Origin of the sequence: Westiellopsis prolifica IICB1 (genome assembly GCF_004323185.1) — a bacterium.
Lineage (GTDB): Bacteria > Cyanobacteriota > Cyanobacteriia > Cyanobacteriales > Nostocaceae > Pelatocladus > Pelatocladus prolificus_A.
Map to the genome: position 1 here is coordinate 66,085 of NZ_NAPS01000003.1, position 26,697 is coordinate 92,781.

Consider the following 26,697-nt stretch of genomic DNA (forward strand, 5'->3'; position numbering starts at 1 on the left):
CGTAAAACAGTCAATTTTTTTCACCACATTTTGATTCACAACTCTAAATCATTTCATTTTTTAGCTCGTAGTCAACTATAACTTTTTATTATGTATTTTCCCTGAAAGTGTGCTGCATCTCACCAGCGATCATCCTTTCGGGAAAAGTTTGTGATCTACTGATCCTGGGGCTTGTCTTCTGGCAATGATCCGTGATGAGGCAGAACCTAATATTCAAAACAAGCCAACAACAATAGAAGATGATGAATTTGACCGTTGGTACAGTTCAGCGATTGAGATTGGCTTTTGTCAAAATCTTCCCAAGAATTACTTGCCAACACAAAATGGGAAATTAATGGTCAGAGTCAAAACAGACGATCTACCTGCCAAATATGAGTTGATGTTTTGGCGAGAAGCAAAAGCTCTTATGGAACAGGAAAATTAATTTTCGCCGCTTACGTTATAGAATCTTTTGCGAACAGGTAGTCATACAAACGTTTCTACGACGTGGATTCTACATAACAACGAGAATATGTATCAATTACAGTTGTTAACCAAGGTCTTCCTAGTATTTCTCCTGTTTGGTCTACAACTAAGACATCTACTTTGGTATGGTCGCATTGCCAAACCTGGTTGCTCCACTCTACTGCTATTTCCAGTCCTTCACGGGTTTTGACAATCAGGCTCGAACCTTTCCATCCAAGCGATCGCACTCGTTGTTTTTGAGCATACTTGTCTATCAGAGGCTGTAACACTCGGTACACAGTCGTCCGGCCTGGATAATCATCCCTACCAAGTTCTTGCGCGAGTACTTTCACTCGCACGAAAACCTGAGCGCGTGTCATCTGGCGTCCGCCTCGGTTCCCCTCATGATATGTTTTGAGAATAAAATCCTGCCAAAACCGACTTATTTTGACTGTTCCATTGTCCGATCGCTTTTGGCGATACAACCCTGCTATACCCTGAGACTGCCACGAGCGCACCAATCTCTGTAAACTCCGGACGCTAATCCCCAACTGCTGTGCTGCTTGCTGTTGAACTATCCCGTAGCGATCGCTGCCTCGATACCTCATCAACTGTTGAATTACCTCCAGTCGCTGCTGCACCTCGAAAGGCAATTCCTCCACACTCACTTTCTCTTATGCCTTTTTTACTCCTGTTTGTTGATTTACTATCTTACGACAAATAACGTGGAATTTTCACAACAAAATTTGCGACAAATTGCTTTGAATTCTGAAACTATGCCATACTACACCCCAGAAACCTTTACTCCACAAGCATTAGGGTTGATTGTCTGGACGACAAATAACGCCGGATTGACGACATTTATCTCCGTACTCGACAGGATAGGCTCATCTTAAATTTTCCTCTTTCTACATGAAGTCGCTGGCAGCTTATCACTGTTTCTTTTATTTACTCACATCTGTTAGAAATTCCTAATCCCTTTTTCTCACATACTTTCTCAAAGCGATCGCTTTTCTACTCAATTTTCCACTTTTTGATCACTTTCTTGTTAAATCTAACTAGTTGTTGCTACTTTTAGATCACTTTTAGATCACTTTTCTCTTAAATCTAACTAGTTGTTGCTACTTTTAGATCACTTTTTGATCACTTTTCTTTGAAATCTAACTACTTGTTGATACTTAAGTTTTGTTAACTTTTTACAGTCTCAAATACACTCAAACCTTTACCTAATATACCTTCTAGCCTCTTCAATTCACTTTGTTCTCATCTGTTACTGATTTTTAACTTAATTACAATTTTCTTCTTTTTTCTACATTTTCTGTTTACTTTATACACAATTCATATTTACTTTTATTGCTTTTTACCTCATCTCCACTCTCTTTGCTTAATACCTTTTTCTCTCAAACCCTTACTATGCACCTATCCTACCTCTTCACCCTTTTGTTAAGAAAGATCTGACTAATGCATAGGGTCACGCCAGCTAGGTAACGAAACTGGTGGGATGCAGACCACGAAAGCTAAACAGGTAGTAATACCCTCCGAAGTCACGGAGTCCGTTGATAGGCAAGGGAAAGATTTCAAAGGGTTAGCGTTAGCAAACCGTAACCGCTCCGAAATGAGTCACACATGGGTGAAATCCGCACCCTGCGGAACATGACTTGACCACACCCATCACCAAAACGGTAGGAGGACGGAATATAAAGGCTATGCGTTATATTCTACTGCCAAAGTTCCTCCCGGAGTAGTAACGGAACCCCAACAAATCGATTGTCTAGCATATAAAACACGGTAAGCCCCAATTGGTCTTAAGAAAGGTCGATTTCTTAAGTAGCCCGACCGTAAGGAAGGAGCAATCCCAAGGGGGGTAAAGGAGGATGGAGAAAGCGGACGCCTTTTTGTAATGGAAGGGATGGGGGTTGAAACGACCACTCCACGCTGAAAACGCGGCTGACTTCCATCTGGTCTCGGACGGAAATGAATTAATCGAGGATACTGAAGTCACTATGAAAATTAGATTCGACAACGAAAATGGAGTAGAGACGCTTACTTGGGCTGACATCAACTGGAAGTTAGCCACACGTAGAGTCAAGAACCTCAGAAGAAGGATTTTCCGTGCAACCCAGTTAGGTAATTGGCGCAAAGTCAAAAGCCTAATGAAGCTAATGATACGCAGCTTCTCCAACCTACTTGTTGCTATACGTAGGGTAACACAACTTAATCAGGGTAAGAAAACGGCAGGTGTTGACGGCTTCACTGCTATCACTCCAACTGAAAGAATCAAATTGATTCAATTGGTTAGGGAATTTAAACCGAGGGATATATCACCCGCTTTGCGCGTATATATACCCAAGACAAAAGGCAAGTTAAGACCGCTCTCAATTCCAACTGTAGTAGACAGAATAAAACAAGCCATAATTCTCAATGCTTGGGAACCGTACTTTGAAACCTCATTCGAGGAACACTCGTACGGTTTTCGACCAGGTAGAAGTACTCACGACGCAATCGAACAAGTATTCACTAGATTTGCGGCTGGTAACGATTTATGGATACTAGACGCAGATGTCAAAGGTGCTTTCGACAACATTGATCACAAATTCATTGATGAAAAAGTGAAGATGTTGCCCGGTATCGATTATGTCAGAGGATGGCTCAAAGCTGGATACGTAGAATACGGTAAACTCAATCAGACTAAAGCCGGAGCGCCACAAGGCGGCATTATCTCACCACTGTTAGCCAACATAGCGCTAGACGGTATAGGGAGATATATATGCGGTTTAACAGTCAAAAAGAGATATACGTATACTCACAAAAATGGGAAATTCTATACTAGCATTAAATACGTATGTCCCTATGGATTTATACGGTTTGCTGATGATTTCCTAATCACAGCCTCTAACGCACAACTCATCGGCGAAATTCTCTCACACGTAAAAACGTTACTTCAAATCAGGGGTTTAGAACTTAACCTAGAAAAAACCAAGTTCGTTCATATTGAACAAGGGTTTGATTATCTAGGCTTTCATGTACGGCAATACAATGGCAAAACCATAATAAAGCCAGAAAAACAAAAAGTTCTAAACAAACTCACCGAGATTAGAGCCTGGCTCAAGAAGAATCTCAACGCATCACAACAGGCGGTTATAAACTACCTCAATCCGATTATCAGAGGTTTCGCCAACTACTACAGAACCGTTTGCTCAAAACAAGTCCTCTGCTACTTTGATAGCGAAATATGGACAGCGTTATATAGATGGGTAAAAAGACGACACCCTAACAAAGGTAGAAAATGGATTGCCAAACGTTATTTTAACGTACAGGGCAAAGCCGCCTACCTTACCAAGTGGGACTTTATTGCCCAAATATCAGACCGTAGAGGTAAGCAAAAGACCATAAGTCTTTTCAAAGCCTCTTCTACTCCAATTATTCGACACATTAAAGTCGCAGGCGCAAATTCACCTGACGACCCCACACTGCGAAAGTACTGGGCAGACAGAGCCACTAAATTCGGTAAAACCCGATTTGCCAACAATAGTTTCTACCTCAAAGTGGCTGAAAAACAAGGACATCTTTGTCCAGTATGTGGTGAGTCTATTTACAATGCTGAACCACTGCATCTACATCATAAAATCCCTGTGCATAATGGCGGTGATGACTCTCTAAATAATTTAGTTTGGCTACACCAAGCCTGCCACCACACCGTACATAGCAACAAATCCAGCAAACAGAAGCTTTCTTCAACGCCCAACGACTGGGAAGTTACTGAGGCTTGAGCGGCTTGATTGGTAACAGTCACGAGCCGTTCTTAGGGGACTGCGGGGTGGCGACACCCCAATGTTACCCGACCAATCACCAGCAATATGGAAGTAAGTGCGATATTCTCGCCAATACTGTAAGCAGATCAAAACTTGGTCTTCTAAATCTAGCTTGGGAGGGCAACCACGCGTTTGTTTGGTTTGCGTAGTATCTCCCATGACTTTGACCATCTGAGCAAATGTCAGCCTTTGCACTCCCACCAGACGTTTGAACTCTCGATTTGATAGTTTTTTTGTTTGCTCGTATCGCATAAGTGAGTTTAATCAAGCTAAAAATTCCCTATCTTACCATAAAATAATTCTGCAAGAGATCTACTTATTATCGAGTCACTAGTCAACGATAAAATAAGGGTTTCAGCTTCTAAAAATGCTTGTATTACTCATGTAATATCTCTTAACCCGGTTTTCTGCGCGAATGCTACTCATACCCCTTTGAGTATTTTAGCTGATTGACAAAAGGCGCTTTATTCTAACCTCTCACGGATGGTTGTTCTGGTGCTAAAGCGCCAAGTCAAGATTATTGCAGCGAGGGCTAAACCAATAGCCAATCCCCACCAAAGACCAATAGCTCCATAGCCCGACGTGATTCCAAAAGTATAACCAGTAAATAAGCCAACACACCAATAAGCAAAAATTCCAATTAACATAGGGATTCGAGTGTCTTTGAGTCCGCGTAATGCTCCCGCCGCAGTAACTTGCACACCGTCAACTATTTGAAAAATCGCTGCCACTCCCAGCAATTTCACTGCCAGGGCAACCACCTGTGCATTGTTCTGGTCGTTAATGTCAATGTAAAGAGAAATAATCGACTTTGGCACTAACCAAAATGCAATGGCTGCTACAGCCATAGATAAAGCTGCAATGGCAATGCCTACATATCCAGCCAGACGAGTGCCAGCTAGGTCATTTTGTCCGGCTAACTGCCCAACACGAACTGTTGTCGCAATAGAAACACCCAGCGCAATCTGGAACGACATAGAAATTGTTTGTAAAACAATTTGATGAGCAGCAAGGGCATTTATTCCTAATTGCCCGATCAAGAAAGTGGCGACAGTGAACAGTCCTACTTCTACTGCAATCAGTCCGCCGATGGGCAGCCCAACCTGAAAAATCTCGCCAATGATATGGCGATGTTCTAAGGTAAAAGCTTTGTAAAATGAGGGTTGAAAAATACCATATACTGCAAATTGAGGTTGATTACATACATAAACTGTCAAAGCAACAAACATACTCCAAAGTGAGAATGTGCTTGCCCAACCGATACCAGCTAAACCCATTACTGGAAAACCCAGCTTGCCAAACATCAGCACATAGTTAGCAGCGATGTTGAGCAAAGTACCCAAAACTACAGTCACCATCACTAATTGCGGTTGCAACAGAGCAGAAAGAAAACTTTTAAGTACCGCAAAGCCTAAAGCAGGAATGAAACCCAGTGCGATCGCTCTCAAATAAGTCTGTGCTAATGCTGCTGTGTTAGCATCCTGCCCTAGTAACAGGAGTACAGTACCTCCATTGCAAAACAGTAAAGTAATCGGTATTGCTAGTATCAGACATATCCCTAGTCCCAGCCGTACAATTGTCCCGACTTTCTCTTGATTTCCAGCTCCGTGTGCTTGGGCAGCTAAGGGACTAACAGCAGAAACAATACCAGTAAAGAGCAGCAGACAAAAGCCAAAGATACTAGCTCCTAAACCTCCAGATGCAATGGTCTGACTTCCTAGCCAACCCATCATTACCGTATCCACAAAACCAGTCGCTCCCTGAGCCAGTTGTGCTGAGGAGAGAGGTATGGCTAACAAGAGACATTTCTTTATTTCAGAAAACATAATAAGTAGCCAGACAGAATTAATTACAAAAATGAGTACAAAGTATGTCAGGCTAAAAGAGATGCATTCTTCATAACTAATAATGATACTCATTCGGTCAATAGATCCACTTTCAGCTAAATTATTAGAACGAATTTATCGACAAAGCCGATATCATGATGTGCGTCAAAGAGCGCATTGCTTAATATTAGCTTCGCAAGGAACAAAAGTAGAACAACTTATAGAGATTTTTCAAGTAAGTAGCAAGACAATTTATAACTGGTTAAATAGATGGGAATCATCGGGGATGGTGGGATTATATAACAAACCTGGGCGGGGCTGTAAACCCACATTTAGCTTTGCTCAAAAAGAACAAATTAAAGAGTGGACTAAACAATCACCAAGGCAACTAAAACAGGTCAAACAAAAAATTCAGGAATCATGGGGAATAAATACAAGTACAAAAACAATTCAAAGAATACTAAAAATGCTCTCGATGAGTTGGCATCGTATGCGTAGAGGGGTTGGAGGAGAGCCTCCAACCCAGGAATATCAAGATAAAAAGGCACAGCTAGAAGAATTAAAGCAATTGGATGCTCAGGGCAAAATTGATTTATATTATTTGGATGAAACGGGATTTTGCTTGATTCTTTGTGTTCCCTATGGCTGGCAGAATATCGGAGAATATTTAACAATTCCTAGCCGCCGTAGTCGTCGCATAAATGTGCTGGGAATAATGAACAGAAATAACCATCTGGAAACTTATATTTCATCTCAGAGTATTAATTCTGATGTGGTTATTGCTTGTATTGATACTTTCTTGAGCGCAGTAGACAAGCCAACAGTGATTGTCACAGATCAAGCTTCTATTCATACCAGCGATGCTATTTTTGACAAGCTTGAAGAGTGGAAACAACGTAACATTACTATCTTTGAGTTGCCTTCTTACTCTCCTGAATTAAATTTAATTGAAATCTTATGGCGGTTTATCAAGTATGAATGGATTGAGATAGATGCTTACAAAAGTTGGGAAACTTACGTTGCATCTGTAGAAAAAATCCTAAAAGAATTTGGAAAAAGTTTTGTAATTAATTTTGTCTAACTACTTATTAATAGACTTGTTTTCCCAGCACCAGGTCCTCCCGTGAGTACATATTTTTTTACCATAGTTTAGATTAGTGTACTCAGAAGTTGTGGTAGCTCTTTCAATGACTCTAACTGCCATAAATTACTTGATTGTACATCTGACTGCGTTGCCATCTCCACATGAGAAGTAACATGATAGGGTATATATACGGCACTAGCACCAATCTCTAATATTGGCAGAATGTCAGACCGCATTGAGTTACCAACCATCATAAATAATGAAGGTGTAATTCCGTGTTTGTGAACAATCTTTTTATAAGTATGCTTATTCTTTTCATGAACAATTTCAATCAGAGAGAAAAGTTCTGCTAAACCTGAACTCTCTACCTTATTCATTTGATGCATTAAATCACCTTTACTGATCAGCATCAGAGAATAAGAGTCGATTAATTTTTCTAAAGTTGGTCTGACATCAGGCAGTAGCTCAATCGGTGCTTCTAGCATCTGCTTACCACAATCAATAATATATTGAATTTGGCTTTGAGGAATCTGTCCACCTGAAATCTCTAGGGCAGTTTCGATCATAGATAAAGTAAAACCTGTGATTCCGTAACCGAATAGCCGAAGGTTAGACATCTCAATTTTCGACAATTTTTCATGAACAACTTCCTCATCAGCATAAGGCTTCAACATTTGGTAGAGCAATTGCTGTGTATCCTGAAAAATCATCTCATTGTGCCACAATGTATCGTCGGCATCAAAAGCTATAATTTCAAACATATCTTTTTTCGTTATCTCTCAATCGAATTTTCTAGTAAGTAAGAAATAAGCATACGTTATTTCTTCTTGTTGACAAATTATTTGACCTTCCTTATATACCTCTGAACTAAAACCCGTTTTCTCTATTAAGTTTTTAACTTTAAAAAGTGGTAGTTTCAACAAACCCATGCGGGATGTTCAGAAACTTTGTTGAGCAACAAGTTATCATCGTAGTAAAATGTAGCCTGGTAAACTGGTTGATTGATATCTAGCACTCTGGGAAAGAATATGCGATCTGCTTCTGGCATATGGAGGTCTACGGAATTTGCTAATGGACACCATCTTAAAATACCTTCACGTTCGTCGGAAATAATGGTTTTGCTGAAGCTAGTCACCACATAGATGAATATCATCCATTGCCAATCTGAGCGTGGAGAAGTTTCGGTAACAATCCCCCTTAGTCGCGGGTTTTGGGCATTTAGACCTGTTTCCTCAGCAAGTTCGCGAATTGCACATTCGTAAGGGGATTCTCCAGGGTCAATCTTACCACCAGGAGCAATCCAGTACCCCACAAATGGTTCCTTTTTACGCTGTGCGAGTAGAACTTTGTCATTTTCTACGCAGTAGACCAGAGTGGTTAACTTAGGCATCCCAATCATAACGTTAATATTCAGTCCACTGATATTGAATAGTGCGGTTGACGACTATACCTAGTCGTTCACCTTGACGCTTACCACGCTTGATATATGGTTCAGTATGAACCTCGAAATCAAATATTGAAAGCTCTTTTAAGGCATATTCAATGTTTTGAGCAACTACAACTATTTTCGTTCTTTTGTCGAAATTCATAGTAGCATAAAGGATTTCTGAAGACGGATAAGGTGTTTCAATAAGTGTCAAAAACTCCCCAAATGCTCCCAGAGGACAACTGACTTTGTTGAACTCAAAACCAAGCTTGTTTAAATGTTGGAAAATCAAAAATTCGTTCTGTAAAGACATTAACGTCAAGCCGCTTTCTCTACCACAAAATATGCCCAGAAAATACGGGGAAGGACGACAGGTAATTTTTTCAAGCATCAGCACTGGGCTTTGGGTTTCTGGAGAGTAATATCCTTTGAATTCACCAAATGGAGCTTCAGCTGCAAATTCGTTGAGAACTTTGCCGTGAATGACAATTTCAGCCTCTGTTGGTGCTGGAGGGTAGGAATTATCGTCAATAATCAGGGGCCTATCAGCCAGTTTCGCTGCTGTTTCATAGCTGTCGATATCTGGTGCAATAGCCGCAGATGCAGCCAGATAAGTGTTTAGGGGACCACCATTATACAACGTTATCAAAGCTTCTTGTCCACGCGATCGCCAGCGTTGAGCAATCTTGTAAGCATCGGTGCGGGGGTCCATGAAAATGACTGCACGATCTTCTGCAATTACAAGTATGCGATAAAAACCCAAGTTAACACTACCTGTGTCAGGGTCAATCAAGCTACCAACAAAAGAAGTCATGTATTTGCCGACATCCCCTGGCTGATGACGCATAATCGGCAAGCTGCCAAGTCCGCTTAGTTCTTGAGTCGCAAGACTTGAGCCACGGAATATTTTAGCTTCACTTGTGTCTAGGCGATTAGCTAGTACAGAGGCAAGATTAACGTTTGGTGTTACGTCTAAATAACTTGCGAGCAAGTCGCGTTTTAGCAAATTCATGATCAGCCGGAATGACGGAGCATTCTGGATCTGATTGAATTGAAAAGTAGGATAGTAGCCGTAGTGATCGCTCCACTTACTGATAAAATGGGTGATGCCAAGGTCTGGGTCAATAGGGCGATCAACAATAAACAATTTGCTCAACTTGAGTGCCTTACGCATAATGCTTATACCTCTTTACCTTCCCAAGGAAAAATAACCCACTCATGAACAATACAGCCACAGTAATCGACTATTGCCTCTGGAGCAATTGTGCCTAAATTTGCTTGATTGATGACCAAAGTGGCAGACATCGCATTCGCACCAAGATTTTTCAGAATCTCTTTAGCGGCTAACAACCCTACTAAACCGTTGATTTCATTCCAATAAATAATATATGCTATGTGGCATTCTATTCTCAATCTATTTAGGTTTTTAGTCGAATTTAAACATTGTTGAATTTGGCTGGTAATTACTATTAATTATAACCTAGCGTGGCAAAGCTAGCTAGAGCAAAAACTTAAACATAGGAAATTCGTTATTATTGAAAATTTTGGTTTACCTATTTACGCCTATTTCAATCATGAAAAATCTACTCTAGCAAGTTTTACCACTCTAGATTATAACAAAACTATAACCAGGATGAATCTGGAGATCGTCGGTGACGAGCAACAGTTGCAAATCAACTGAAATTACGAGCTAATCAACAGAGTTTTGTTCTAATTTTTTTTGTGCAATCAGATTGCGGTAATCTGGATGAACTTGGATATTTCGCGTCAGAATATGAGGTTTATTTTCTGCTTGTCCGGCAGCAGTAACTTGAATGAAACGAGCTTTTTCCCAAAATTCGGGAATTGGTATTTATTTTTATCTCGTCAGAGTGATTTAAGAGCGCTACTTACCCATACCTAGCTGCTGCGCTTTTTGGTAAACCTTTCCTTCACTCAAAAGAGAGGGAGCAATCACAACTTCCACTTGCTGCATTTCCTTAATGTTTTTGGCTCCCAGTGTACCCATGCTCATTTTTAACGCCCCTAGCAGGTTATGGGTACCATCGTCGAGTTGTGCTGGTCCCGTGATAATTTGTTCTAAAGTGCCAGTGACGCTAACGTGAATGCGAGTGCCACGAGGTAGGACTGGGCTAGGTGTTGCCATCCCCCAATGATAGCCTCGTCCTGGCGCTTCGGTGGCTTTTGCAAGGGGAGAGCCAATCATCACAGCATCAGCACCACAAGCAATGCACTTGCAGATGTCGCCACCAGTGATTAAACCGCCATCGGCAATCACAGGGACATAGTTACCAGTTTCTTGGTAGTAATTATCTCTAGCGGCTGCACAGTCAGCGATCGCAGTTGCCTGTGGCACACCTACACCTAACACCCCACGGGAGGTACAAGCCGCCCCAGGACCAATTCCCACCATCACAGCAGCAGCCCCAGCTTTCATCAAATTCAAGATGACTTCGTAATTGACGCAATTTCCCAACACTACGGGTATGGGCATTGAACGGCAAAATTCCGCTAAATCCAAAGGTACTAACGACTCTGGAGACAGGTGTGCCGTAGAAACCACCGTCGCTTGCACAAAAAATAAATCTGCCCCAGCTTTTGCCACCACCTCACCATATTTGCTTGCTCCTACTGGGGTAGCACTCACCGCCGCAATACCACCAAGTTGTTTAATTTCCTGAATACGTTGTTCAATTAATTCCGTCTTTATTGGTTCAGCATATAGTTGTTGCATCAGGGTAACAAATTCATTTTTACCCACGGAGGCGATTCGATCTAAAATTAGCTCAGGGTCAGCATAGCGAGTTTGGATTCCCTCTAAGTTGAGGACACCCAATGCCCCTAATTGCGACAAACGTACAGCCATGCGGACATCTACTACGCTATCCATTGCACTGGCAATAATCGGGATTTCTCGCTCTATATTGCCAATACGCCAGTTAGTATTTGCCAAACTTGGGTCGAGTGTCCTATTACCGGGGACTAAAGCAATTTCATCTATACCGTAGGCTCTGCGAGCTGTTTTTCTTCTCCCAATTTGAATGTCCATACTCTTAATGTTCCCAAAGCTATATAGTTTTCAATACCTTCGCCAATTTACGAGGGTGAGCTGATGACGCTTTCACTATCAACTCGCTGTTCTCTGAGGTTTGGCAAAAACAATAAGTTCTAAAAATTCCTTTAAGGTTGACCACAAGGTTTTTTTAACGTATTGACCGCAGTATAAGGGTTTGAGATGACAAACTACCTTTTAAGCGAAACGCTTATGTATAGGTAATTTTGGCAGTTTTGCCAAAAATTTTCTAGGCTCTTATTTTGGCAAAGGTATTGGTTTTAGAAGGGATTTCAGGGATTTCTTCCTTACCCTTCTTTGCCAGTTCTTTCTAAATAAAAATACTTAGCTTGCGTGAATGAATCGCATAGTAATGCCATGTCATCAGCTACAAAGGATGATTCATTAGATATAGGACTTACGCATTGACAAAAAATTACATCCATGCATACTAGGCAGTACAAGTATTGGTGAGATTGTCCACTATGTACTCACGCACAACTAAAGTGAATAAGTTCCTTTGCAACTCATACCAATTAGAAATGATGTTTTCACAGCGCATTTGCTCTAAACGAACAAATGCTTGAAGTGAACAAAATATGTGTGTTTTAATTGCGTAACTATCTCTCACCATAAATCGGCAAATCCCACATACTTGTTTGATAGCTCTGTGAAAACTTTCAATTCCCCAATGGGTATCATGAATTGTCACAAATTCACTTCTTGTTACCTGTTTGAGAGCGTCATCATCTGGAATATATAAAATGTAGTGTCTAGTGTCTTCTTTTTTGAAGTCGCACCTTTACAACTTGATAAATCCAAATTCTCGCAAATGAGTTATCAATCCTTCATCAGGAATAGCTAGACTGCTTACTTGACCGAAGAAAGGCAGAGGGCAGAGGGCAGGAGGCAGAAGGGAAGAATTTGTTTGTTTGTCCCTCTGCCAAAAGGGTCACAAGCCCCTAAATTTATTTATGAAGAAGAAAAAAGATTTTTTCCGAAACACGTAGTGCAAGGAAAAAGGTGTCCTTGTTAAATCCCCTCAATTTATTTATGGGGATTCCCTCTGCCTCCTGCCTTCTGCCTTCTGCCTTCTTAAAATACTTACCCGGCTCATTTGAGACAGTTCTATTTTTCTCAATTCCGAATAGAAAACCCAATTTCTGGTTTCTTAAAAATTTTAAGTTTTCTATTCCTGAGTACCAACTATCTCCTGTTACTAGTCTTGGTTTTAAGCCCCAGCTAATTATTTCTATTAACATCTCTTGAAAATAATTGTTTTTGGTTTTTCCCTCCTTCTTGTCATATATTCTGTAGTTTATTGGCACTGAATTCCCATGTGTATCACTGTAATATAGCGTTATTAAATTTAACCCTTTTATCGTTTTATGGTATTTGCCTGACCAGAAATAGCCAATTAATTCTGCATTTTCTGGCTGACTATAAAGCTTTTCTATTACTGTATCATCAACACTTAGAATACCCCCGATCAAATTTATTATGCTCTTTACCCTGTCGAACAAATCTTTCGGTTTGTATCTTTCTCTGAGCAAAAATCGATTCACACTATCATGGGAAACGTCTCCAAGTATTTCCGCTAACCTACTGCACCCCCCATGCTTTGGTTCTGATAGCAGAAATAGGGTGTAGTGTTCCAGATTGCATTGTGCTGTTGAGGTTTTGCTGATTTCTCTAATTGTCCGATACCTCTTTGTAGACAACTTTCATTTCTGGCTGCATTATTTTACCATTCTGTCAATGCGTAAGTCCTAAGATAGAACCTCAGTACGGAATGTGAGTCAAGGCAGATGCTTTTGCTGTGCCGAAAGGCAAACTTCAAGTTTATTAGGTATTGAGATTGTAGAGAGTAACTACTCCCACTCAATCGTTCCTGGCGGCTTTGAAGTGATGTCATAGACTACGCGGTTGACCCCCCTAACCTCATTGACAATTCGGTTTGAGATTGTTTCCAGCAGATCGTAAGGAACGCGAGACCAATCAGCAGTCATCCCATCTTCACTGGAAACAAAGCGCAAGACAATGGGGTAAGCATAGGTACGCTGGTCGCCCATAACACCCACACTGCGGACTGGCAGCAACACTGCAAAAGCTTGCCAAAAATCGTTGTACACCCCTCGGTGATGAATCTCCTGACGGACAATGTCATCTGCCTCCCGCAAAATCTCTAACCGCTCAGGAGTGACTTCACCCAAGATGCGAATAGCTAAGCCAGGTCCAGGGAAGGGGTGCCGTTGCACCATTTCATCTGGTAAGCCGATGAAGCAACCAATTTTGCGGACTTCATCCTTAAATAGTTTGCGTAGGGGTTCGACTAGCTTAAAACGTAGGTCTTTTGGCAAACCGCCAACGTTGTGATGGGTCTTGATTTTTGCCGCAATCTTCTCACCGCTTTGGGGGTCAATGTTTGTAGAAGCTGATTCAATCACATCGGGATAGAGTGTGCCTTGGGCTAGGTAGTCAAAAGGACCGAGGCGCTTGGACTTTTCTTCAAACACGCGGATAAACTCATGACCAATCCGCTTGCGTTTTTCTTCTGGATCGGTAACGCCAGCAATTGCGTTGAAAAAGCGCTCGCGAGCATTCACATACTCAACTCGAATCTGAAAGTGCTTCTGAAATAACCTGATTAGCTGTTCCGGCTCATTCTTACGCATAAAGCCTTGATTAATAAATACGCATGTGAGCTGATTGCCAATTGCCTGATGGAGTAATAAGGCGAGGGTAGAAGAATCCACTCCACCGGAAAGAGCTAGTAACACTCGCTTGTTTCCGACTCTGTCCCGGATTTCTCGAGTCGTTTCTTCCACAAAGGCGGTGGTAGTCCAACTCGGTTTGCAGCCACAGATGTTGTAAACGAAGTTGCAAATTAAGGTTAACCCCCCAATAGAGTGAACCACTTCCGGGTGAAACTGAACTCCATACAACTTCTTCTCATGGCAGGCGATCACTGCACAGGGAGTATTATCAGTGTGAGCTAGCAGGTTAAACCCATCTGGCAAACGAGTAACGGAGTCTTGGTGACTCATCCACATCGTAATGCCATCTTCGACATTTCTCAGTAAATCTGTATGGTTATCAATCAATAGAGATGCTTTTCCATACTCAGCCCGGTCAGCACGTCCCACGACACCATTGAACTGGTGTACCATGAGTTGCATACCGTAACATATTCCCAGTACAGGAATCCCTAAGTTCCAAATTTCTGGGTCGCACTGAGGTGCCCCCCGGTCGTAAACTGAATTGGGTCCGCCTGAGAGAATAATCCCCTTTGGGTTTAGCTCTCGGAGTTGGTCAGCAGTGGTGCGGTAAGAAAGCACTTCCGAATAGACGTGAGTTTCGCGAATGCGACGAGCAATCAGTTGTGAATACTGGGAGCCAAAGTCTAGGATGACTATCATCTGACGATTGATCTGTCCCAAGTAGGAAGTCTGACGCGGGTGTTCGATCTGGAGAGTCACGGTTATATCCTGTTGATAATCTAACTACGTAGCAGTTAATCTAGCAATACCGAAAACTGCGTTCAGGTTGTAAATGCCGCCGCCTGCAGTTTCAGACAGTGGTTAATTTTTCAAGCATTAACTTAGAACGCTTGACTATGTCAGGAACTGGAATAGGATAATCACCAGTAAAACAAGCGGAACAGAAACTGTTAGGGTCTTCTTTTGTCGCTTGCAGCATTCCCTCTCTACTGAGATAGGCGAGGGTGTCTACTCCTAGTTGTTTGGCAATTTCTGCCACTGATTTTTTGGCAGCAATGAGTTGCTCTTGGCTATCTGTATCGATGCCATAGAAGCAGGGGTGAGTCACAGGAGGCGAGGAAATTCGCATATGCACTTCTTCCACACCGACATCACGCAAGGTTTTGACCAGGCTGCGGCTGGTGGTTCCACGGACAATGGAATCATCCACAATGATGACCCGTTTGCCATACAGCACATCTTTGAGGGGATTGAGTTTCATGTAGATGCCCGACTCGCGCATACTTTGTGTCGGCTGAATAAAGGTGCGCCCAACGTAGCGATTTTTAACCAGTCCTTCAGCGTAGGGAATTCCAGAGACTTGGGAAAAGCCGATAGCAGCAGGTACACCAGAATCAGGTACACCAAAGACAATATCAGCAACAACTGGAGATTCTTCAGCCAACCGCCGTCCTAACCGTAGTCGGTAGCTGTACAAACTCTCATTGTGCGTGAGGCTATCGGGACGGGCGAAGTAAATCATCTCAAAAATACACAGCTTCCGCTGTTGGCGTTGACTCCAGTGGAAGGAAACCAAACCTTCCTCGGTAATCCAAACTAACTCGCCCGGTTCTACATCCCGCAGGTACTTCGCACCAATGATGTCTAAACCACAAGTTTCGGAAGCGAGGATGTAACGCACTGGATGACTACCCAAAGTGCCAATGACCAAGGGGCGAATGCCATTGGCATCGCGGACGCCCATGACACCCATAGGAGTACCAATGACTAAACTGAAAGCTCCAGAACAGCGGTGAAAAGCCCGGATTGCGCCTTCTAACCAATCTGCACCAGCATTCACTTCTTCTGCGATCGCAAAAGCAATCATTTCTGAGTCAGTTGTGGTGACTAAGTTGCAGTTGTTACTGAGCAATTCCGAGCGCAACTGCATGATATTGACTAAATTGCCATTGTGTGCAAGCGCTAATTTCCCCAACAGGGTGTCTACAACAACTGGCTGGGCATTAGCTTTGCGGCTGGAACCAGTGGTAGAGTAACGAGTATGACCAATAGCTAAGCTACCATGTAACTTGTTCAGGATTGGTTCGCTAAAGACTTGGGATACAAGTCCAATATCCTTATGCAGATATACCTCCTCTCCCTTAAAAGTCGCGATTCCAGCAGATTCCTGACCCCGGTGTTGTAAGGCGTAAAGACAAAAGTACGCCAATTTTGCAACATCTTCACCAGGAGCATAAACACCAATTACACCACAAGCCTCCTCTGGTTTATCATATTCGGCAAGTCTGGTAGAGCCTCCATGCGAATCATTTGGTTCAACAGAGTATTCATTAATATACTTGGAAGCAAGATGGTTGAACATCATAGCTTTTTCCATTTGTGCAAAACCTCTCTTACTGTCTGTGGAGTCCAATTTAAATGACCTGCTATTTTTTCCACATACCAGCCATGTGCGTTTAATCTGATTACTTCTGCTCGGTCTTTAACTTTTTGTGGTACATCTGCTGTTCTTAGGGTTAATAGAGTTTGGTCTTGCTCACGAGTCAGGAATACACTTAAACGAGCGCCCATATTTTAGTTACCTCGCTAAATACATTCTCCGTATTTACCTATCTTTACATAGTTTGGTTTTTTCATGCCTACTTACTTAGGATTGAATTAGCACTATCAACAATGGGATTGATAAAATTACCCACCACTAACGGAGTGTGCAGAGGGAGCAACGCGATTTTGTGAGGTGCTGAAACCTGGGGCGTACATAGCAAGTTTTCAGGATGCGATCGCAACTAAAAAACCAGGTTTTGTTGAGAATATAGGGGTGTAATTGAGAACCAAACCCCGATCTCACTTTTTCGCGTTGCTCCCGTGTGCAGATTTGTGTCTAGTCGCAAAAGATTGCCTGTTATTTATCTATAATATTTGCTTTGCCTCCTTACCTTCCCATGGAAAGACAACCCACTCATGAACAATACAGCCATAGTAATCAACTATTGACTCTGAAGGAATTGTGCCTAGATTAGTTTGATTGACAACCAAGGTTGCAGAAATTACATTAGTACCAAGATTTTTAATAACCTCCTGAGCAGTGCGTAAGGTCATGCCTTCACCAACTATGTCATCTACAAGAAGAACGTTATGACCTGTTATGAATTCTTCATTAAGTAGCCCTCTGTAATTTGCTCTTGTCTTCTCTGCGTTGACGTTGTCCGAAGTGGTGCGGATAATGTCAAGAACTGCAAATTTTCGCACTCCCAATACATGAGACAACATTACTGCTGGAATGAGTCCCGATCGTGAAATCCCTACAATTGCATCTATCGGCTTGTCAGCGACTCGCTCAGCTAGCAACCCTACTAAACCGTTTATTTCATCCCAAGATATATATGGCATTCTACTGTAAACCTACCAGGTGTTTTTAGTTGGATTGAAACGTGGTTTGACTTTGGTTTGAATCATTGTTAATCAGAACAGATTTATAATCTGGATGAATTTGGGGAGCACGGTTGTGTGCATGGGGTTGGTTCTCTGCTTGACCTGCCCCACTTACGCGAATCAAGCGAGCATTTTCCCAAAACTTTGGAATCGATAGACTGCCAGAATAGCTCATTCCAGATTGCAAACCACCTACATACTGAGTTAGCACCTCGGCAACCGAACCTTGATGGTGGAAGGTAGCCTCCACACCCTCAGGTACATACTTTTTGAACTCATCCTCAGTAATTTTTTCACCACGAATTCGTTTTTGTGTCAGTGTCATCCCCAAAGTCACAAAGCCAGTTGTCACTTTGTACTTTTGCCCGTCCTTTTCTATGAGTTGTGCAGCGCTTTCATCAGTACCAGCCAATATACTGCCTAGCATAACCGATGACGCACCGACGGCTATTGCTTTGGCAATGTCTCCAGATCTGCGGATACCGCCGTCAGCGATTATTGGAACACCGTGTTTGCGAGCTTCATGTGCACACTCGATGATTGCAGTAATCTGGGGAACACCAGCGCCAGCAACCAATCGTGTCGTGCAGATACCACCAGGACCAATACCCACTTTCACTGCATCAGCACCAGCCTCGATTAAATCGTGTACACCTTCTGCGGTAGCAACATTTCCTCCCACTATGTCTACATTAGGATAAAGTGCTTTGAGCTGTGCAATAACATCAATCGCATAATCGGCATGACCGTGAGCAATATCTACCACTAAGATATCGGCACCACTGTCTACCAAAAGACTAGCGCGTTCCAAATAGTCATCTTTTACTCCGACTGCGGCCCCTACTAGCAAACGACCGTCAGCAGCTACAGAAGCGTTGGGAAACATTTCCCAATCAACCTTTACTGCTTTGACTTGCCGTACTTGCTCGGCTTGTGTTTCTACAATTGTCATACGATGTATAAAGCCGACACCTCCAAATTGCGCCATTGCAATTGCCATTGCAGCTTCAGTACACCAAGGCGTATTAGCCGAAACAATTGGTACTTTGATCTGAAATTGTTTAGTAATGTTGGTTGTTACATCTACATACTTTCGGCTTTTAGCCCTTGTTCGACATGGTACTAGCAAAATGTCATCAAAGGTTAAACCAATAGGTATTGGAGTTTCTGGTGTAATCATCTGATCGAGTCCCTTAATTTTGGATGATGGATAAAAGTGTCAATTTTATAGGGAATTTCAAATTAAACTCTCCGTATGTCACGCTAGAACAAGTTCGGAAAGCGGCGATCGCAACACAATTGTTTTGTCTCGATCCCGACCAACACTAACCGCAGCTAGTTCGATATCAAGACTATTTAAAATAAAGTTGATGTAGATGCGTGCGTTCTCCGGAAGGGCTTCAAATCCCTTCTGGGCTATTTGTCCCCAATCCTGCTCTTGCCAGGCGGCGAAGGTCTGATAGACAGGTTCCACACACGCAGCTTCAGCAATGCTCACTGGATACTCATCGCGACGCTCCTCATTAACGAGATAGTGAGTCGCTATTTTAATCTCCTCGATACCTGCAAGCACATCGATATTTGTTATGCACAGATACTTGATCCCGTCAATACGAATCGCCTTACGTAGGAAACATAAGTCTAACCAGCCAACACGTCGGCGGCGACCGGTGACAGTGCCTAACTCACGCCCGCGTTGCACCAGATAGTCAGCAACAGATCCGTGAATTTCTGTGGGCAAAGGTCCACCACCTGATTGAACCATGTAGGCTTTTGCAACACCTATAACATTGAAATCTACATATGGCGGTGTCCCAGTTCCTACTGCCACACCACAAGCTGCACTGTGACCGCTTGACACATAGGGGTAAGTACCATATTCAATATCTAAACCCATGCTTTGCGCCCCTTCATAAAGAAGGTAGCGTCCAGCCGCACGAGCAGACGCAAGGAAGCTTGAGATATCTCCAAGATAAGGAGCGAGCGCCAAGCCATAAGCGTGGTATTCCTCAACCAATCGATTAAGATCGAGGTCAATTCCAAGGGATGCAAGGGAAACCCCGTGGAGCTTTTCAATTAAGTCACGCTTATAAGGGATCAGATGACTGAGGCGGGCTTTTAGCACATCTTTATCAATAAGGTCAATCATACGAATGCCAATTCGTGCGATTTTGTCCTCGCGACAAGGTCCGACACCACTCTTGGTTGATCCTATTTGTCCGGTACCAGTCTTTAAACCAGTTTTGACATCGGTAGCGATACCATCACCACGCCATCGCTCCATGACCTCATCCTGAGCTAAGTGATAAGGCATTACCACATGGGCGGTCTCGCTGATCACTAGACGAGGACGGACACCCTGCTCTTCTAGGTCGGCAATTTCTTTCACCAATTTCGCAGGAGCAATCACACAGCCATTGCCCAGAACGCCAATTGCACCATGTAGCAAGCCCGAAGGTATTTGTACAAAGCGATATTCTTGTTCAGCTACAACAACCGTATGCCCCGTATGAGGTCCCCCTTGATAGCGCACTACCGCATAGGCACTTTCGCTAAAAACATCGGTAAACTTCCCTTTACCCTCGTCGCCTGACTGGCAACCTACAACAATTATATTCATAGAACTACGTTGGTATTATTAACTTAATTGAGTGCAGTTATACAAATCCCTTTTTGCCTTTGCCCCGACACCAGTGAACTTTCACTGGAAATTAACTCTCCGTCACATATGCTGGTAATACTGTTGGATCCTGAGTTGATATTGCCTTGCTGACTGCTAAAGTACTAGCCGATTCAGATTTCAGCAATTTTGTCAAAAGGGGAACAGCGCGATTGCTATATCATCCGACCAAATCTGATGAATCGCGCTGGAAGTATCGCCAGAGAATACGAGGTACAACCGAACCCTCTAGATGGCGATGAAGATCAGCGTACAAAGCCACAGTAACGAATGGCACTAAGAAAAGCCCAAAGGCTTGTGTCGTCTCGTTCCCAGCCTGGGGGCTGGGAATGTATTTAAAGAGGCAGAGCCTCTTGTCAAGCTACTGGAGGCGGAGCCTCCCAGAATGGGTTCCCAGCCTGGAGGCTGGGAACCAGTCAGAGCAAAGGCTGTATCTTTTCTTAGTGCCATTCGCCACAGTAACCTCTCTTAATTAATGGTTTTGTTGCAAAATCCTGATCTTAAACTCAGCTTTCAGAGCGTCCCCGCCAGCGCTGGATTAAGGAGTTATCAATTTCAAACTGGTCTATGGCACGTGCCACGACAAAGTCTACCAGGTCTTCAATAGTCTGCGGTTGATGATACCAAGCGGGAATCGCTGGGACAATATGAGCACCAGCCTCTGCTAAAGTCATCAGATTGCGTAGGTGAATCAGACTTAAGGGAGTTTCGCGCGGTACTACTACTAGCTTACGCTTCTCCTTAAGCTGCACATCTGCTGCCCGTTCAAGCAGGTCTGAACTGAGACCAGCTGCAATCTTTGCCACAGTACTCATACTGCAAGGAATCACTAGCATACCTAAGGTACGGAAGGAACCACTGGCAATGGTCGCCCCTATATCTCCCCTAGGATGGCAGGTGAGTTTGCCTCCTTGCTCTTGAGCTTGGTCTCGCCAGAACTGGGCTTGTTGTTCTGGTTCCAAGGGCATCCGAACGTTGTGTTCTGCCTGCCAAACTATAGTAGTAGCGCGCGAGGCTACTAGTTCAACTGAGTAATCTATGCTGAGCAGAAACTTTAAGGCTCGTATAGCATAGAGCAAGCCGGAAGCTCCAGTGATGCCTAGAATTAGTGGGTAGCAAGCAGAGCTATTGATGTTTTTTTTAATTGTGCTTGAGGGTTGTAGCCTCACACGACTACTCAGCAATTGAACTCTGGTCAGTTGTGATGCTCTCCTAGTCATGCTTCTATTTCTTTGGTAGTTTTACTGCCTTTGTTTGTAGATCCCTTGAAAAACTCCTAAGTTAGAAATTAAAAGAAAATTTGCTTGTTCCGAATCAAGCTAAAGACCTCTTCTCGGACCCTGTGATCTTCTTGAAAGACACCAAGCATGGTATTAGTAATAGTCGAAGAGCCACTTTTCTGAACCCCACGCATGACCATACACATATGAGAAGCTTCTACAACCACTGCAACACCTTTCGGATTTAAGGCTACTTGAATAGCTTCAGCAATCTGACGAGTCAGCCGTTCTTGCACCTGTAACCGCCTAGAGTACATCTCGACGATCCGTGCTAATTTGCTGAGACCGACAACCTTTCTATTAGGAATATAGGCAACGTGTGCTTTGCCTATAAACGGTAACATATGATGTTCACAAAGACTGAAAACGTTGATATCTCGGACTAAAACCATTTCATTATGGTCTTCATCAAAGATAGCTCCGTTAATAAGATCTTCTAGGGAGTGACTATATCCACTAGTTAGGAATCGCATTGCCTCTGCTACTCTCTTTGGAGTCTTTAACAAACCTTCGCGTTCGGGATCTTCTCCTACAGCCTGCAAAATTTCTTCTACTGCTAAGGCAATTTGACTATTTGATGATTCCGAAGAATCTTGTTTCTCGTGTGAATCATGAATTTTACGGTTTTTATCTACAATTTCAAGGGAATTTGAATCACCAACAACAACTGGAACAGCATTAGCAAAATGTTTGGAATTTCTGACAGTCATAGTGATAGTTAATAAGCTTTAGTACAAGTCCACAACATAAAATTATCTTTCGATAAGAAGTTAGATCAAACTAACTCCATTAAGTAAACTTCATCTGAAGCGCTAGCCAATTAGCTAAAGCTTGTAGAAAGAAAGTCAACACAAGCTTACAAACTGCGCTAATGATAACAAAAATGTTTTTATAGCGCTCCTAGTTCATTTGTGAAAATGATTTTTTGAACGTTCGCGTAGCGTGTGCCTTAGTGCATACCGCAAAGGACGCAAAGGGCGCGAAGAAAAGAAACAGAAGATTTCACGAATCATTTAGGATTGCTATAGATTTAGAAAAATACATCAAAGTACACCAATCATCTTATGAAGTTGAAGAGACAATCTATACGTAGGATATTGTTTTAGAAGCCCCAAAGTAATCGGAATAGTCTTTTCACGCTCAGACCATTCTGGCTGAAGAAATACAAGAGATGGTTCATTTAGGAGGCTTTTTCTGTAAAATTCCAATTCTTTACCATCAGCTATAACAATTTTGACTTCATTGGCTCGCTTCCAGATTTTAGAATGAACTGGATAACGAGGATTGATGTGTTCTTTAGGACTTAAGGTTACCCATGCCCAAGATGGTATGTCCTGCCAAAATGCTCCAGAAGTTTCAATAGAAACTTGACGACCTGTTGAACCGACATGTCTGACCAACTCTGGAAGACTAGCATGGATAAAAGGTTCTCCTCCAGAAATCACTACTCTTTGAGATTTAAGTTCTGAAATTAAATCCTTGAAGGAGCGCTCTATCCTGGGCAATCCTTTTCCTCCATTACTGTACCCAGTATCACACCAGCTACAACCTACTGGGCATCCTGCTAATCGAATAAAATCTACAGGAGTACCGAACCAATAACCCTCTCCTTGGATTGTTTCTTGAAACGTTTCGTGTATAGAAATAGATTCTAATTTCTGCAATTGCATAGTCAACTTAAATCAATACTCAACATCACAACAGAAATATTAATTGTTACACGTAAATGTCATACCTCCTTATACAAGGAGAGAAAGCTTCAGCCAATCATTGAACACCCGTGCTACAAAGATAAAAACTGTCCTTTATTATGCATTCTTCCTTAAATTGGCTTCGGAAATCCACATAGCCACCCTTTGATAGACCTTCGCTTAGTGCAACAACAGTTGCACCAGTAGAATTAAGCTCATTCTTCCATCTATAACAAACGTAATTTGCAAGAAATTCCACAGTTGTTTCTGTATTTAAGAAAGCTAATTTGTTTCTTTTAGTGCAATATTCTGCCAAAAAATAACCTCTATCTTCAGTTGCATACTCTATTGTGACCCAATCATTTTTTTGTAGGGTTAAGTTATCTTTCCAAAGAAAAATTGTTCTGTCTAGCTCTTTTGCAATTTCTTTCTGAAGTGTGAAAAGCTCTGTACTTCCTACTTGTTGTTTATCGGTTTGCTCACCAAGCAAAGAGATAAATGACAAGTGACCATGCGAATTATTTTGACATCCCCAAGATGTTGAATTTTTTAAGCCATGACAATATGTGAAATATGAAACAGGATATTGAGAAGGTATTAATTGTTGAGAGTTAATAGTATTAAAACACTTGACCTTGACTCCAGGATAAAGAACAGCTAACTTTTGATTTAGGTATTGGTCAAATGCCAATTCAATCTCTTTAATAGAGTATTTATTAGCATCGAATACTTTGAGAGCATTTGATGGTATGTTTAACTGCAAACTAGCAGATTGAATGCTAACTCTGTCTTCTTGAAATTCCTTTTTACACTTGGAGTATCCTTCTAAAATCCATAACTTATGGTCAAATCCAGTTAATCGCTCGTCTAGTAAACCTTTAATAGTTTTTTTAATTGTAGAGAAATCTACAACTACTTTCTCAACAGGATCTATTTTTCCTGTAACTAGAAAACCAGGATTAAATGAACCGCCTACTATGTTACCCTGATTATCAATGTATGCGTGATCAACAACTGTTACGCCACTTAAGAAAATAGAAACCTCATTCAACATTTTTAGCCTCCAAAGCTTTTAAATTCAAACTTGACTTATTAGATAATGGCTGAATGGCACTAAGTTAAGCTGAAGGGTATGCAGCGTAAGGATTGCAGAGGAGCAGGGGGGCAGGGGCGCAGAGGGGAATTTCTAAATATCCGAACGCAATGCTTAAAACTTCTTCTTTCTCCTCTGCTCCTCTGCTCCTCTGCACCCCTGCTGCCTCAACGATTTTCCCTTTTCTTAGTGCCATTCGGGTTTAGCCATTGTGCTATGTAAATTATTGTCGGCCCGCCTGCATGTCGAGGTGCAACTGCTGATAATCCTTCAGTATTAAAACGAGCCACCAAGTGTGAAACCGCATCCCCAGAACGTCTTCCTACCCTTGTTGCTGCCTCTGTATAACTTTTTCCCGATGCCACCAACAGTAGGATTTTCGCACGTATAACATGACTTGCTGGCTGACTTTCAGCACGACTAATAACTTTTTTCTATGGCTATAAGCGTGCCAAATGACCCACTACCTTAACCTGTCAAGGATGCCTTTATTCAGCAATGCCAGATAATTTATTTTTTGGAAGTTCTTCCATAGTATTTGCGGCAAGCAATTTGGCATGTTGTAGAACTTCCTTACTTGTGGTAGAAGGTCAATTTCTATTTCTACCACTTTTTTGTACCCAAATGATATTCCGGACGTATCTATTAGAACATCTGAGCAATGCTCAAGCAATGCACCGCGCAAAGCATCAGCTTTTTGCATTACAAGTTGAGGCTTGTAAATCACTTCATCATTCCAGTCAAATTGCCCAATACTGCTATCAAATGGGTAAGCACTTAAGATCTTGATTTTGCTTCTCAGTGTCATACTGTCTACCACCTCATGAAGTAGGTTTTGTTCGCCTACAATCTGTTTATAGCTCAGCAATACAAAAAAGATTGTTTGTCAAATAAATTTAGATGCATTTGCCCTGCATAATTCAGTTCTTAATTTCAATTACTTGCGTGATGCATTCAAGAGCAGTAAGCATCTAACTTCATTTTTAAGTCTACTACTACTCCCTCAAACCTGTCTTTAGACATTCTTGCGAATACTTTCATCATCTTGCTCAAATTTTGGGCAGCAACAAAGCTGCATTTGTCTATACTCACGAGGAGTCACTGACAGATGCTTGCAAAATAGCCTGGTCAGATGGCTATGGCTGGAGAAACCTGTACGTTTAGCAATCTCAGCCATACTTAAGTCCGTATTCACCAGCAAGCTTTTTACTTTCTCTAGTCGGCACTTAATCAGGTATTGGTAGGGAGTAATTCCAGCGGATTGCTTAAATAGCCGGACAAAGTGATAATGACTCATCTGTACCAACAAAGCCAGTTCAGTCAAGTCTAAATTCTGGTCGAGATGGGCGTTGATGTAGTCAACCACTTGCCGCAGCTTGTATTTGGGTAGACTACCCGTGTATTCCCGAATAGTGTGTTTACGTGCAGAATAATGTTGCAGCAGGTGAACTGCAAGCATTGAAGCGGCTGACTCAGCATACAGCTTACTATCCCATTCATTGGATTCTAGTTGTGACTTAAGCGCTAGCCCAATTTGATAAATCAGCGGATCAGGTTGGGCAAAGTGCGGCAAGATTTCGACACGATCTGGATCAATGAATTCGTAGGCAGTGTGGGCGATAAGTGCCGATTCAAGAAAGAGGAGAGTGAATTGGACCTCCGCTTCCCAGCACGCAAAGTGAGATACATTTGCTGGACATACCACAATATCACCACTTCCAATGCGCTCAACACGATCGCATCCGTTAAGCTGCCGCTTTACTTTTGCTAAAGGCTGATGATGAATGACGACCACATGCTGTGCAGGACAGTGTTCTGGAGCTGTGTGAGCAGGCTGCCGATGATATTCAAGTCCAATGCCATGCCAACCCACTTTACTGCTTGATAGTCGGGGTATACTCGGTAAAATCTGCAAGCTAGCATCTTCCTTGGTTAAATCAATAATTAAGGGTTTTTCCATTTGACTTGTCTAAAAATTTGCATGTGCAATGTATGCATGGCGGGTGCGAACGTTTCTGTGCTAGCCAGAGTCAGCGCAACCATTCTGCTTAACCTGAACTCAGGTTAATTAGTTTTATTTAATACTTACATGGGGGTAGAGTCGAGGAGAGCATTACTGCTCAACCCCTCCCATGCGAAACCATACGTGACGTAGGG

At 42.3% G+C, this 26,697-nt stretch carries 26 protein-coding genes and 1 pseudogene; 4 read left to right on the plus strand and 23 right to left on the minus strand.

The features are described from left to right. Window positions 1-184 precede the first annotated feature (184 nt). Window positions 185-424 (plus strand): hypothetical protein, encoded by a 240-nt coding sequence (locus tag B4U84_RS25940; protein ID WP_131121100.1) that lies wholly within the window; start codon window positions 185-187, stop codon window positions 422-424. A 55-nt stretch (window positions 425-479) separates the two neighbouring features. Here the strand turns inward: B4U84_RS25940 and B4U84_RS25945 are convergent, their stop codons facing one another. After that, window positions 480-1,106 carry a TnsB C-terminal domain-containing protein gene (locus tag B4U84_RS25945; RefSeq protein WP_207391012.1) on the minus strand — a complete coding sequence of 209 codons (627 nt, stop codon included), beginning with the start codon at window positions 1,104-1,106 and terminating at the stop codon, window positions 480-482. Window positions 1,107-1,169: 63 nt separating this feature from the next. Between B4U84_RS25945 and B4U84_RS30860 the strand changes: the two genes are divergently transcribed. After that, window positions 1,170-1,340, plus strand: coding sequence for a hypothetical protein (locus B4U84_RS30860; protein WP_165490354.1), 171 nt, complete (start codon window positions 1,170-1,172; stop codon window positions 1,338-1,340). A gap of 1,107 nt (window positions 1,341-2,447) precedes the next feature. Beyond that, window positions 2,448-4,214, plus strand: coding sequence for a group II intron reverse transcriptase/maturase (gene ltrA, locus B4U84_RS25950; protein WP_131121102.1), 1,767 nt, complete (start codon window positions 2,448-2,450; stop codon window positions 4,212-4,214). Here the strand turns inward: ltrA and B4U84_RS32170 are convergent. Together B4U84_RS32170 and B4U84_RS25960 are read right to left on the minus strand one after the other, a co-directional pair. Continuing rightward, window positions 4,179-4,508 carry a transposase family protein gene (locus tag B4U84_RS32170; RefSeq protein WP_131121103.1) on the minus strand — a complete coding sequence of 110 codons (330 nt, stop codon included), beginning with the start codon at window positions 4,506-4,508 and terminating at the stop codon, window positions 4,179-4,181. The two genes, ltrA and B4U84_RS32170, sit on opposite strands and share 36 nt — an antisense overlap. 212 nt (window positions 4,509-4,720) lie before the next feature. Beyond that, entirely contained in the window at window positions 4,721-6,082 is a 1,362-nt protein-coding gene (locus tag B4U84_RS25960; RefSeq protein WP_131121104.1) for an MATE family efflux transporter, read from the minus strand. A gap of 82 nt (window positions 6,083-6,164) precedes the next feature. Here B4U84_RS25960 and B4U84_RS25965 point away from each other — a divergent pair, with 82 nt between their 5' ends. After that, on the plus strand, window positions 6,165-7,163 hold the full coding sequence (locus B4U84_RS25965) for an IS630 family transposase (RefSeq protein ID WP_131121105.1): 999 nt from the start codon (window positions 6,165-6,167) through the stop codon (window positions 7,161-7,163). 68 nt (window positions 7,164-7,231) lie between these two features. Here B4U84_RS25965 and B4U84_RS25970 read toward each other — a convergent pair whose 3' ends face one another. The 20 genes and pseudogenes from B4U84_RS25970 to B4U84_RS26065 all read right to left on the minus strand — a co-directional run bounded on the left by B4U84_RS25970 (window position 7,232) and on the right by B4U84_RS26065 (window position 26,500). Then, window positions 7,232-7,927: an HAD family hydrolase gene (locus B4U84_RS25970; protein ID WP_131121106.1), complete on the minus strand. Its 696-nt coding sequence runs from the start codon at window positions 7,925-7,927 to the stop codon at window positions 7,232-7,234. Between the two features lie 155 nt (window positions 7,928-8,082). Next, window positions 8,083-8,556, minus strand: coding sequence for an NUDIX domain-containing protein (locus B4U84_RS25975; protein ID WP_165490356.1), 474 nt, complete (start codon window positions 8,554-8,556; stop codon window positions 8,083-8,085). 13 nt (window positions 8,557-8,569) lie between these two features. Then, complete coding sequence (locus B4U84_RS25980) at window positions 8,570-9,766, minus strand: UbiD family decarboxylase (RefSeq protein ID WP_131121108.1); 1,197 nt, start codon at window positions 9,764-9,766, stop codon at window positions 8,570-8,572. Window positions 9,767-9,771: 5 nt separating this feature from the next. Then, on the minus strand, window positions 9,772-10,005 hold the full coding sequence (locus tag B4U84_RS25985; RefSeq protein WP_131121109.1) for a hypothetical protein: 234 nt from the start codon (window positions 10,003-10,005) through the stop codon (window positions 9,772-9,774). Window positions 10,006-10,477: 472 nt separating this feature from the next. Further along, window positions 10,478-11,641 carry a GuaB3 family IMP dehydrogenase-related protein gene (locus B4U84_RS25990; RefSeq protein ID WP_131121110.1) on the minus strand — a complete coding sequence of 388 codons (1,164 nt, stop codon included), beginning with the start codon at window positions 11,639-11,641 and terminating at the stop codon, window positions 10,478-10,480. Between the two features lie 454 nt (window positions 11,642-12,095). Then, window positions 12,096-12,521: pseudogene (locus B4U84_RS31725) on the minus strand (IS701 family transposase); the annotation flags it as partial. 91 nt (window positions 12,522-12,612) lie between these two features. Beyond that, window positions 12,613-13,341: a transposase gene (locus B4U84_RS26000; RefSeq protein ID WP_510650816.1), complete on the minus strand. Its 729-nt coding sequence runs from the start codon at window positions 13,339-13,341 to the stop codon at window positions 12,613-12,615. Window positions 13,342-13,515: 174 nt separating this feature from the next. Beyond that, window positions 13,516-15,063: a glutamine-hydrolyzing GMP synthase gene (gene guaA / locus B4U84_RS26005; protein ID WP_131121305.1), complete on the minus strand. Its 1,548-nt coding sequence runs from the start codon at window positions 15,061-15,063 to the stop codon at window positions 13,516-13,518. Window positions 15,064-15,214: 151 nt separating this feature from the next. After that, complete coding sequence (purF, locus tag B4U84_RS26010) at window positions 15,215-16,741, minus strand: amidophosphoribosyltransferase (protein ID WP_242677710.1); 1,527 nt, start codon at window positions 16,739-16,741, stop codon at window positions 15,215-15,217. Next, on the minus strand, window positions 16,726-16,935 hold the full coding sequence (locus tag B4U84_RS26015) for a helix-turn-helix domain-containing protein (RefSeq protein ID WP_131121111.1): 210 nt from the start codon (window positions 16,933-16,935) through the stop codon (window positions 16,726-16,728). Before B4U84_RS26015 ends, purF begins: the two co-directional genes overlap by 16 nt. A 339-nt stretch (window positions 16,936-17,274) precedes the next feature. After that, window positions 17,275-17,754 (minus strand): phosphoribosyltransferase, encoded by a 480-nt coding sequence (locus B4U84_RS26020; protein ID WP_131121112.1) that lies wholly within the window; start codon window positions 17,752-17,754, stop codon window positions 17,275-17,277. 25 nt (window positions 17,755-17,779) lie between these two features. After that, the gene (gene guaB, locus B4U84_RS26025; protein ID WP_131121113.1) at window positions 17,780-18,976 is read right to left on the minus strand and encodes an IMP dehydrogenase; all 1,197 of its coding nucleotides are present in this window, start codon (window positions 18,974-18,976) and stop codon (window positions 17,780-17,782) included. A 78-nt stretch (window positions 18,977-19,054) separates the two neighbouring features. After that, complete coding sequence (locus B4U84_RS26030; protein ID WP_131121114.1) at window positions 19,055-20,416, minus strand: adenylosuccinate synthase; 1,362 nt, start codon at window positions 20,414-20,416, stop codon at window positions 19,055-19,057. A gap of 566 nt (window positions 20,417-20,982) precedes the next feature. After that, window positions 20,983-21,696: a flavin prenyltransferase UbiX gene (locus B4U84_RS26035; protein WP_131121115.1), complete on the minus strand. Its 714-nt coding sequence runs from the start codon at window positions 21,694-21,696 to the stop codon at window positions 20,983-20,985. Window positions 21,697-21,764: 68 nt separating this feature from the next. Then, on the minus strand, window positions 21,765-22,466 hold the full coding sequence (folE, locus tag B4U84_RS26040) for a GTP cyclohydrolase I FolE (RefSeq protein WP_131121116.1): 702 nt from the start codon (window positions 22,464-22,466) through the stop codon (window positions 21,765-21,767). Between the two features lie 333 nt (window positions 22,467-22,799). After that, the gene (locus B4U84_RS26045; RefSeq protein WP_131121117.1) at window positions 22,800-23,426 is read right to left on the minus strand and encodes a 7-carboxy-7-deazaguanine synthase QueE; all 627 of its coding nucleotides are present in this window, start codon (window positions 23,424-23,426) and stop codon (window positions 22,800-22,802) included. Window positions 23,427-23,523: 97 nt separating this feature from the next. Further along, window positions 23,524-24,501, minus strand: coding sequence for a hypothetical protein (locus tag B4U84_RS26050; protein ID WP_131121118.1), 978 nt, complete (start codon window positions 24,499-24,501; stop codon window positions 23,524-23,526). A gap of 206 nt (window positions 24,502-24,707) precedes the next feature. After that, window positions 24,708-24,965 (minus strand): helix-turn-helix domain-containing protein, encoded by a 258-nt coding sequence (locus B4U84_RS26055; protein WP_131121119.1) that lies wholly within the window; start codon window positions 24,963-24,965, stop codon window positions 24,708-24,710. Window positions 24,966-25,003: 38 nt separating this feature from the next. Continuing rightward, entirely contained in the window at window positions 25,004-25,348 is a 345-nt protein-coding gene (locus B4U84_RS26060) for a hypothetical protein (RefSeq protein ID WP_131121120.1), read from the minus strand. Window positions 25,349-25,555: 207 nt separating this feature from the next. Beyond that, window positions 25,556-26,500, minus strand: a complete 945-nt coding sequence (locus B4U84_RS26065; protein WP_131121121.1) for a helix-turn-helix domain-containing protein — start codon at window positions 26,498-26,500, stop codon at window positions 25,556-25,558. Window positions 26,501-26,697 lie beyond the last annotated feature (197 nt).

Coding starts and splice junctions, on each gene's coding strand:
- guaB (WP_131121113.1), bottom strand. CDS start 18,976: ATGATTACACCAGAAACTCCAATACCTATTGGTTTAACCTTTGATGAC.
- B4U84_RS32170 (WP_131121103.1), bottom strand. CDS start 4,508: ATGCGATACGAGCAAACAAAAAAACTATCAAATCGAGAGTTCAAACGT.
- folE (WP_131121116.1), bottom strand. CDS start 22,466: ATGACTGTCAGAAATTCCAAACATTTTGCTAATGCTGTTCCAGTTGTT.
- B4U84_RS25970 (WP_131121106.1), bottom strand. CDS start 7,927: ATGTTTGAAATTATAGCTTTTGATGCCGACGATACATTGTGGCACAAT.
- B4U84_RS26015 (WP_131121111.1), bottom strand. CDS start 16,935: ATGGGCGCTCGTTTAAGTGTATTCCTGACTCGTGAGCAAGACCAAACT.
- B4U84_RS26020 (WP_131121112.1), bottom strand. CDS start 17,754: ATGCCATATATATCTTGGGATGAAATAAACGGTTTAGTAGGGTTGCTA.
- B4U84_RS26045 (WP_131121117.1), bottom strand. CDS start 23,426: ATGCAATTGCAGAAATTAGAATCTATTTCTATACACGAAACGTTTCAA.
- B4U84_RS25980 (WP_131121108.1), bottom strand. CDS start 9,766: ATGCGTAAGGCACTCAAGTTGAGCAAATTGTTTATTGTTGATCGCCCT.
- purF (WP_242677710.1), bottom strand. CDS start 16,741: ATGGAAAAAGCTATGATGTTCAACCATCTTGCTTCCAAGTATATTAAT.
- B4U84_RS25940 (WP_131121100.1), top strand. CDS start 185: ATGATCCGTGATGAGGCAGAACCTAATATTCAAAACAAGCCAACAACA.
- guaA (WP_131121305.1), bottom strand. CDS start 15,063: ATGATAGTCATCCTAGACTTTGGCTCCCAGTATTCACAACTGATTGCT.
- B4U84_RS25960 (WP_131121104.1), bottom strand. CDS start 6,082: ATGTTTTCTGAAATAAAGAAATGTCTCTTGTTAGCCATACCTCTCTCC.
- B4U84_RS25975 (WP_165490356.1), bottom strand. CDS start 8,556: ATGCCTAAGTTAACCACTCTGGTCTACTGCGTAGAAAATGACAAAGTT.
- B4U84_RS26065 (WP_131121121.1), bottom strand. CDS start 26,500: ATGGAAAAACCCTTAATTATTGATTTAACCAAGGAAGATGCTAGCTTG.
- B4U84_RS26050 (WP_131121118.1), bottom strand. CDS start 24,501: ATGTTGAATGAGGTTTCTATTTTCTTAAGTGGCGTAACAGTTGTTGAT.
- B4U84_RS25990 (WP_131121110.1), bottom strand. CDS start 11,641: ATGGACATTCAAATTGGGAGAAGAAAAACAGCTCGCAGAGCCTACGGT.
- B4U84_RS26035 (WP_131121115.1), bottom strand. CDS start 21,696: ATGACTAGGAGAGCATCACAACTGACCAGAGTTCAATTGCTGAGTAGT.
- B4U84_RS26030 (WP_131121114.1), bottom strand. CDS start 20,416: ATGAATATAATTGTTGTAGGTTGCCAGTCAGGCGACGAGGGTAAAGGG.
- ltrA (WP_131121102.1), top strand. CDS start 2,448: ATGAAAATTAGATTCGACAACGAAAATGGAGTAGAGACGCTTACTTGG.
- B4U84_RS26060 (WP_131121120.1), bottom strand. CDS start 25,348: ATGACACTGAGAAGCAAAATCAAGATCTTAAGTGCTTACCCATTTGAT.
- B4U84_RS25965 (WP_131121105.1), top strand. CDS start 6,165: ATGATACTCATTCGGTCAATAGATCCACTTTCAGCTAAATTATTAGAA.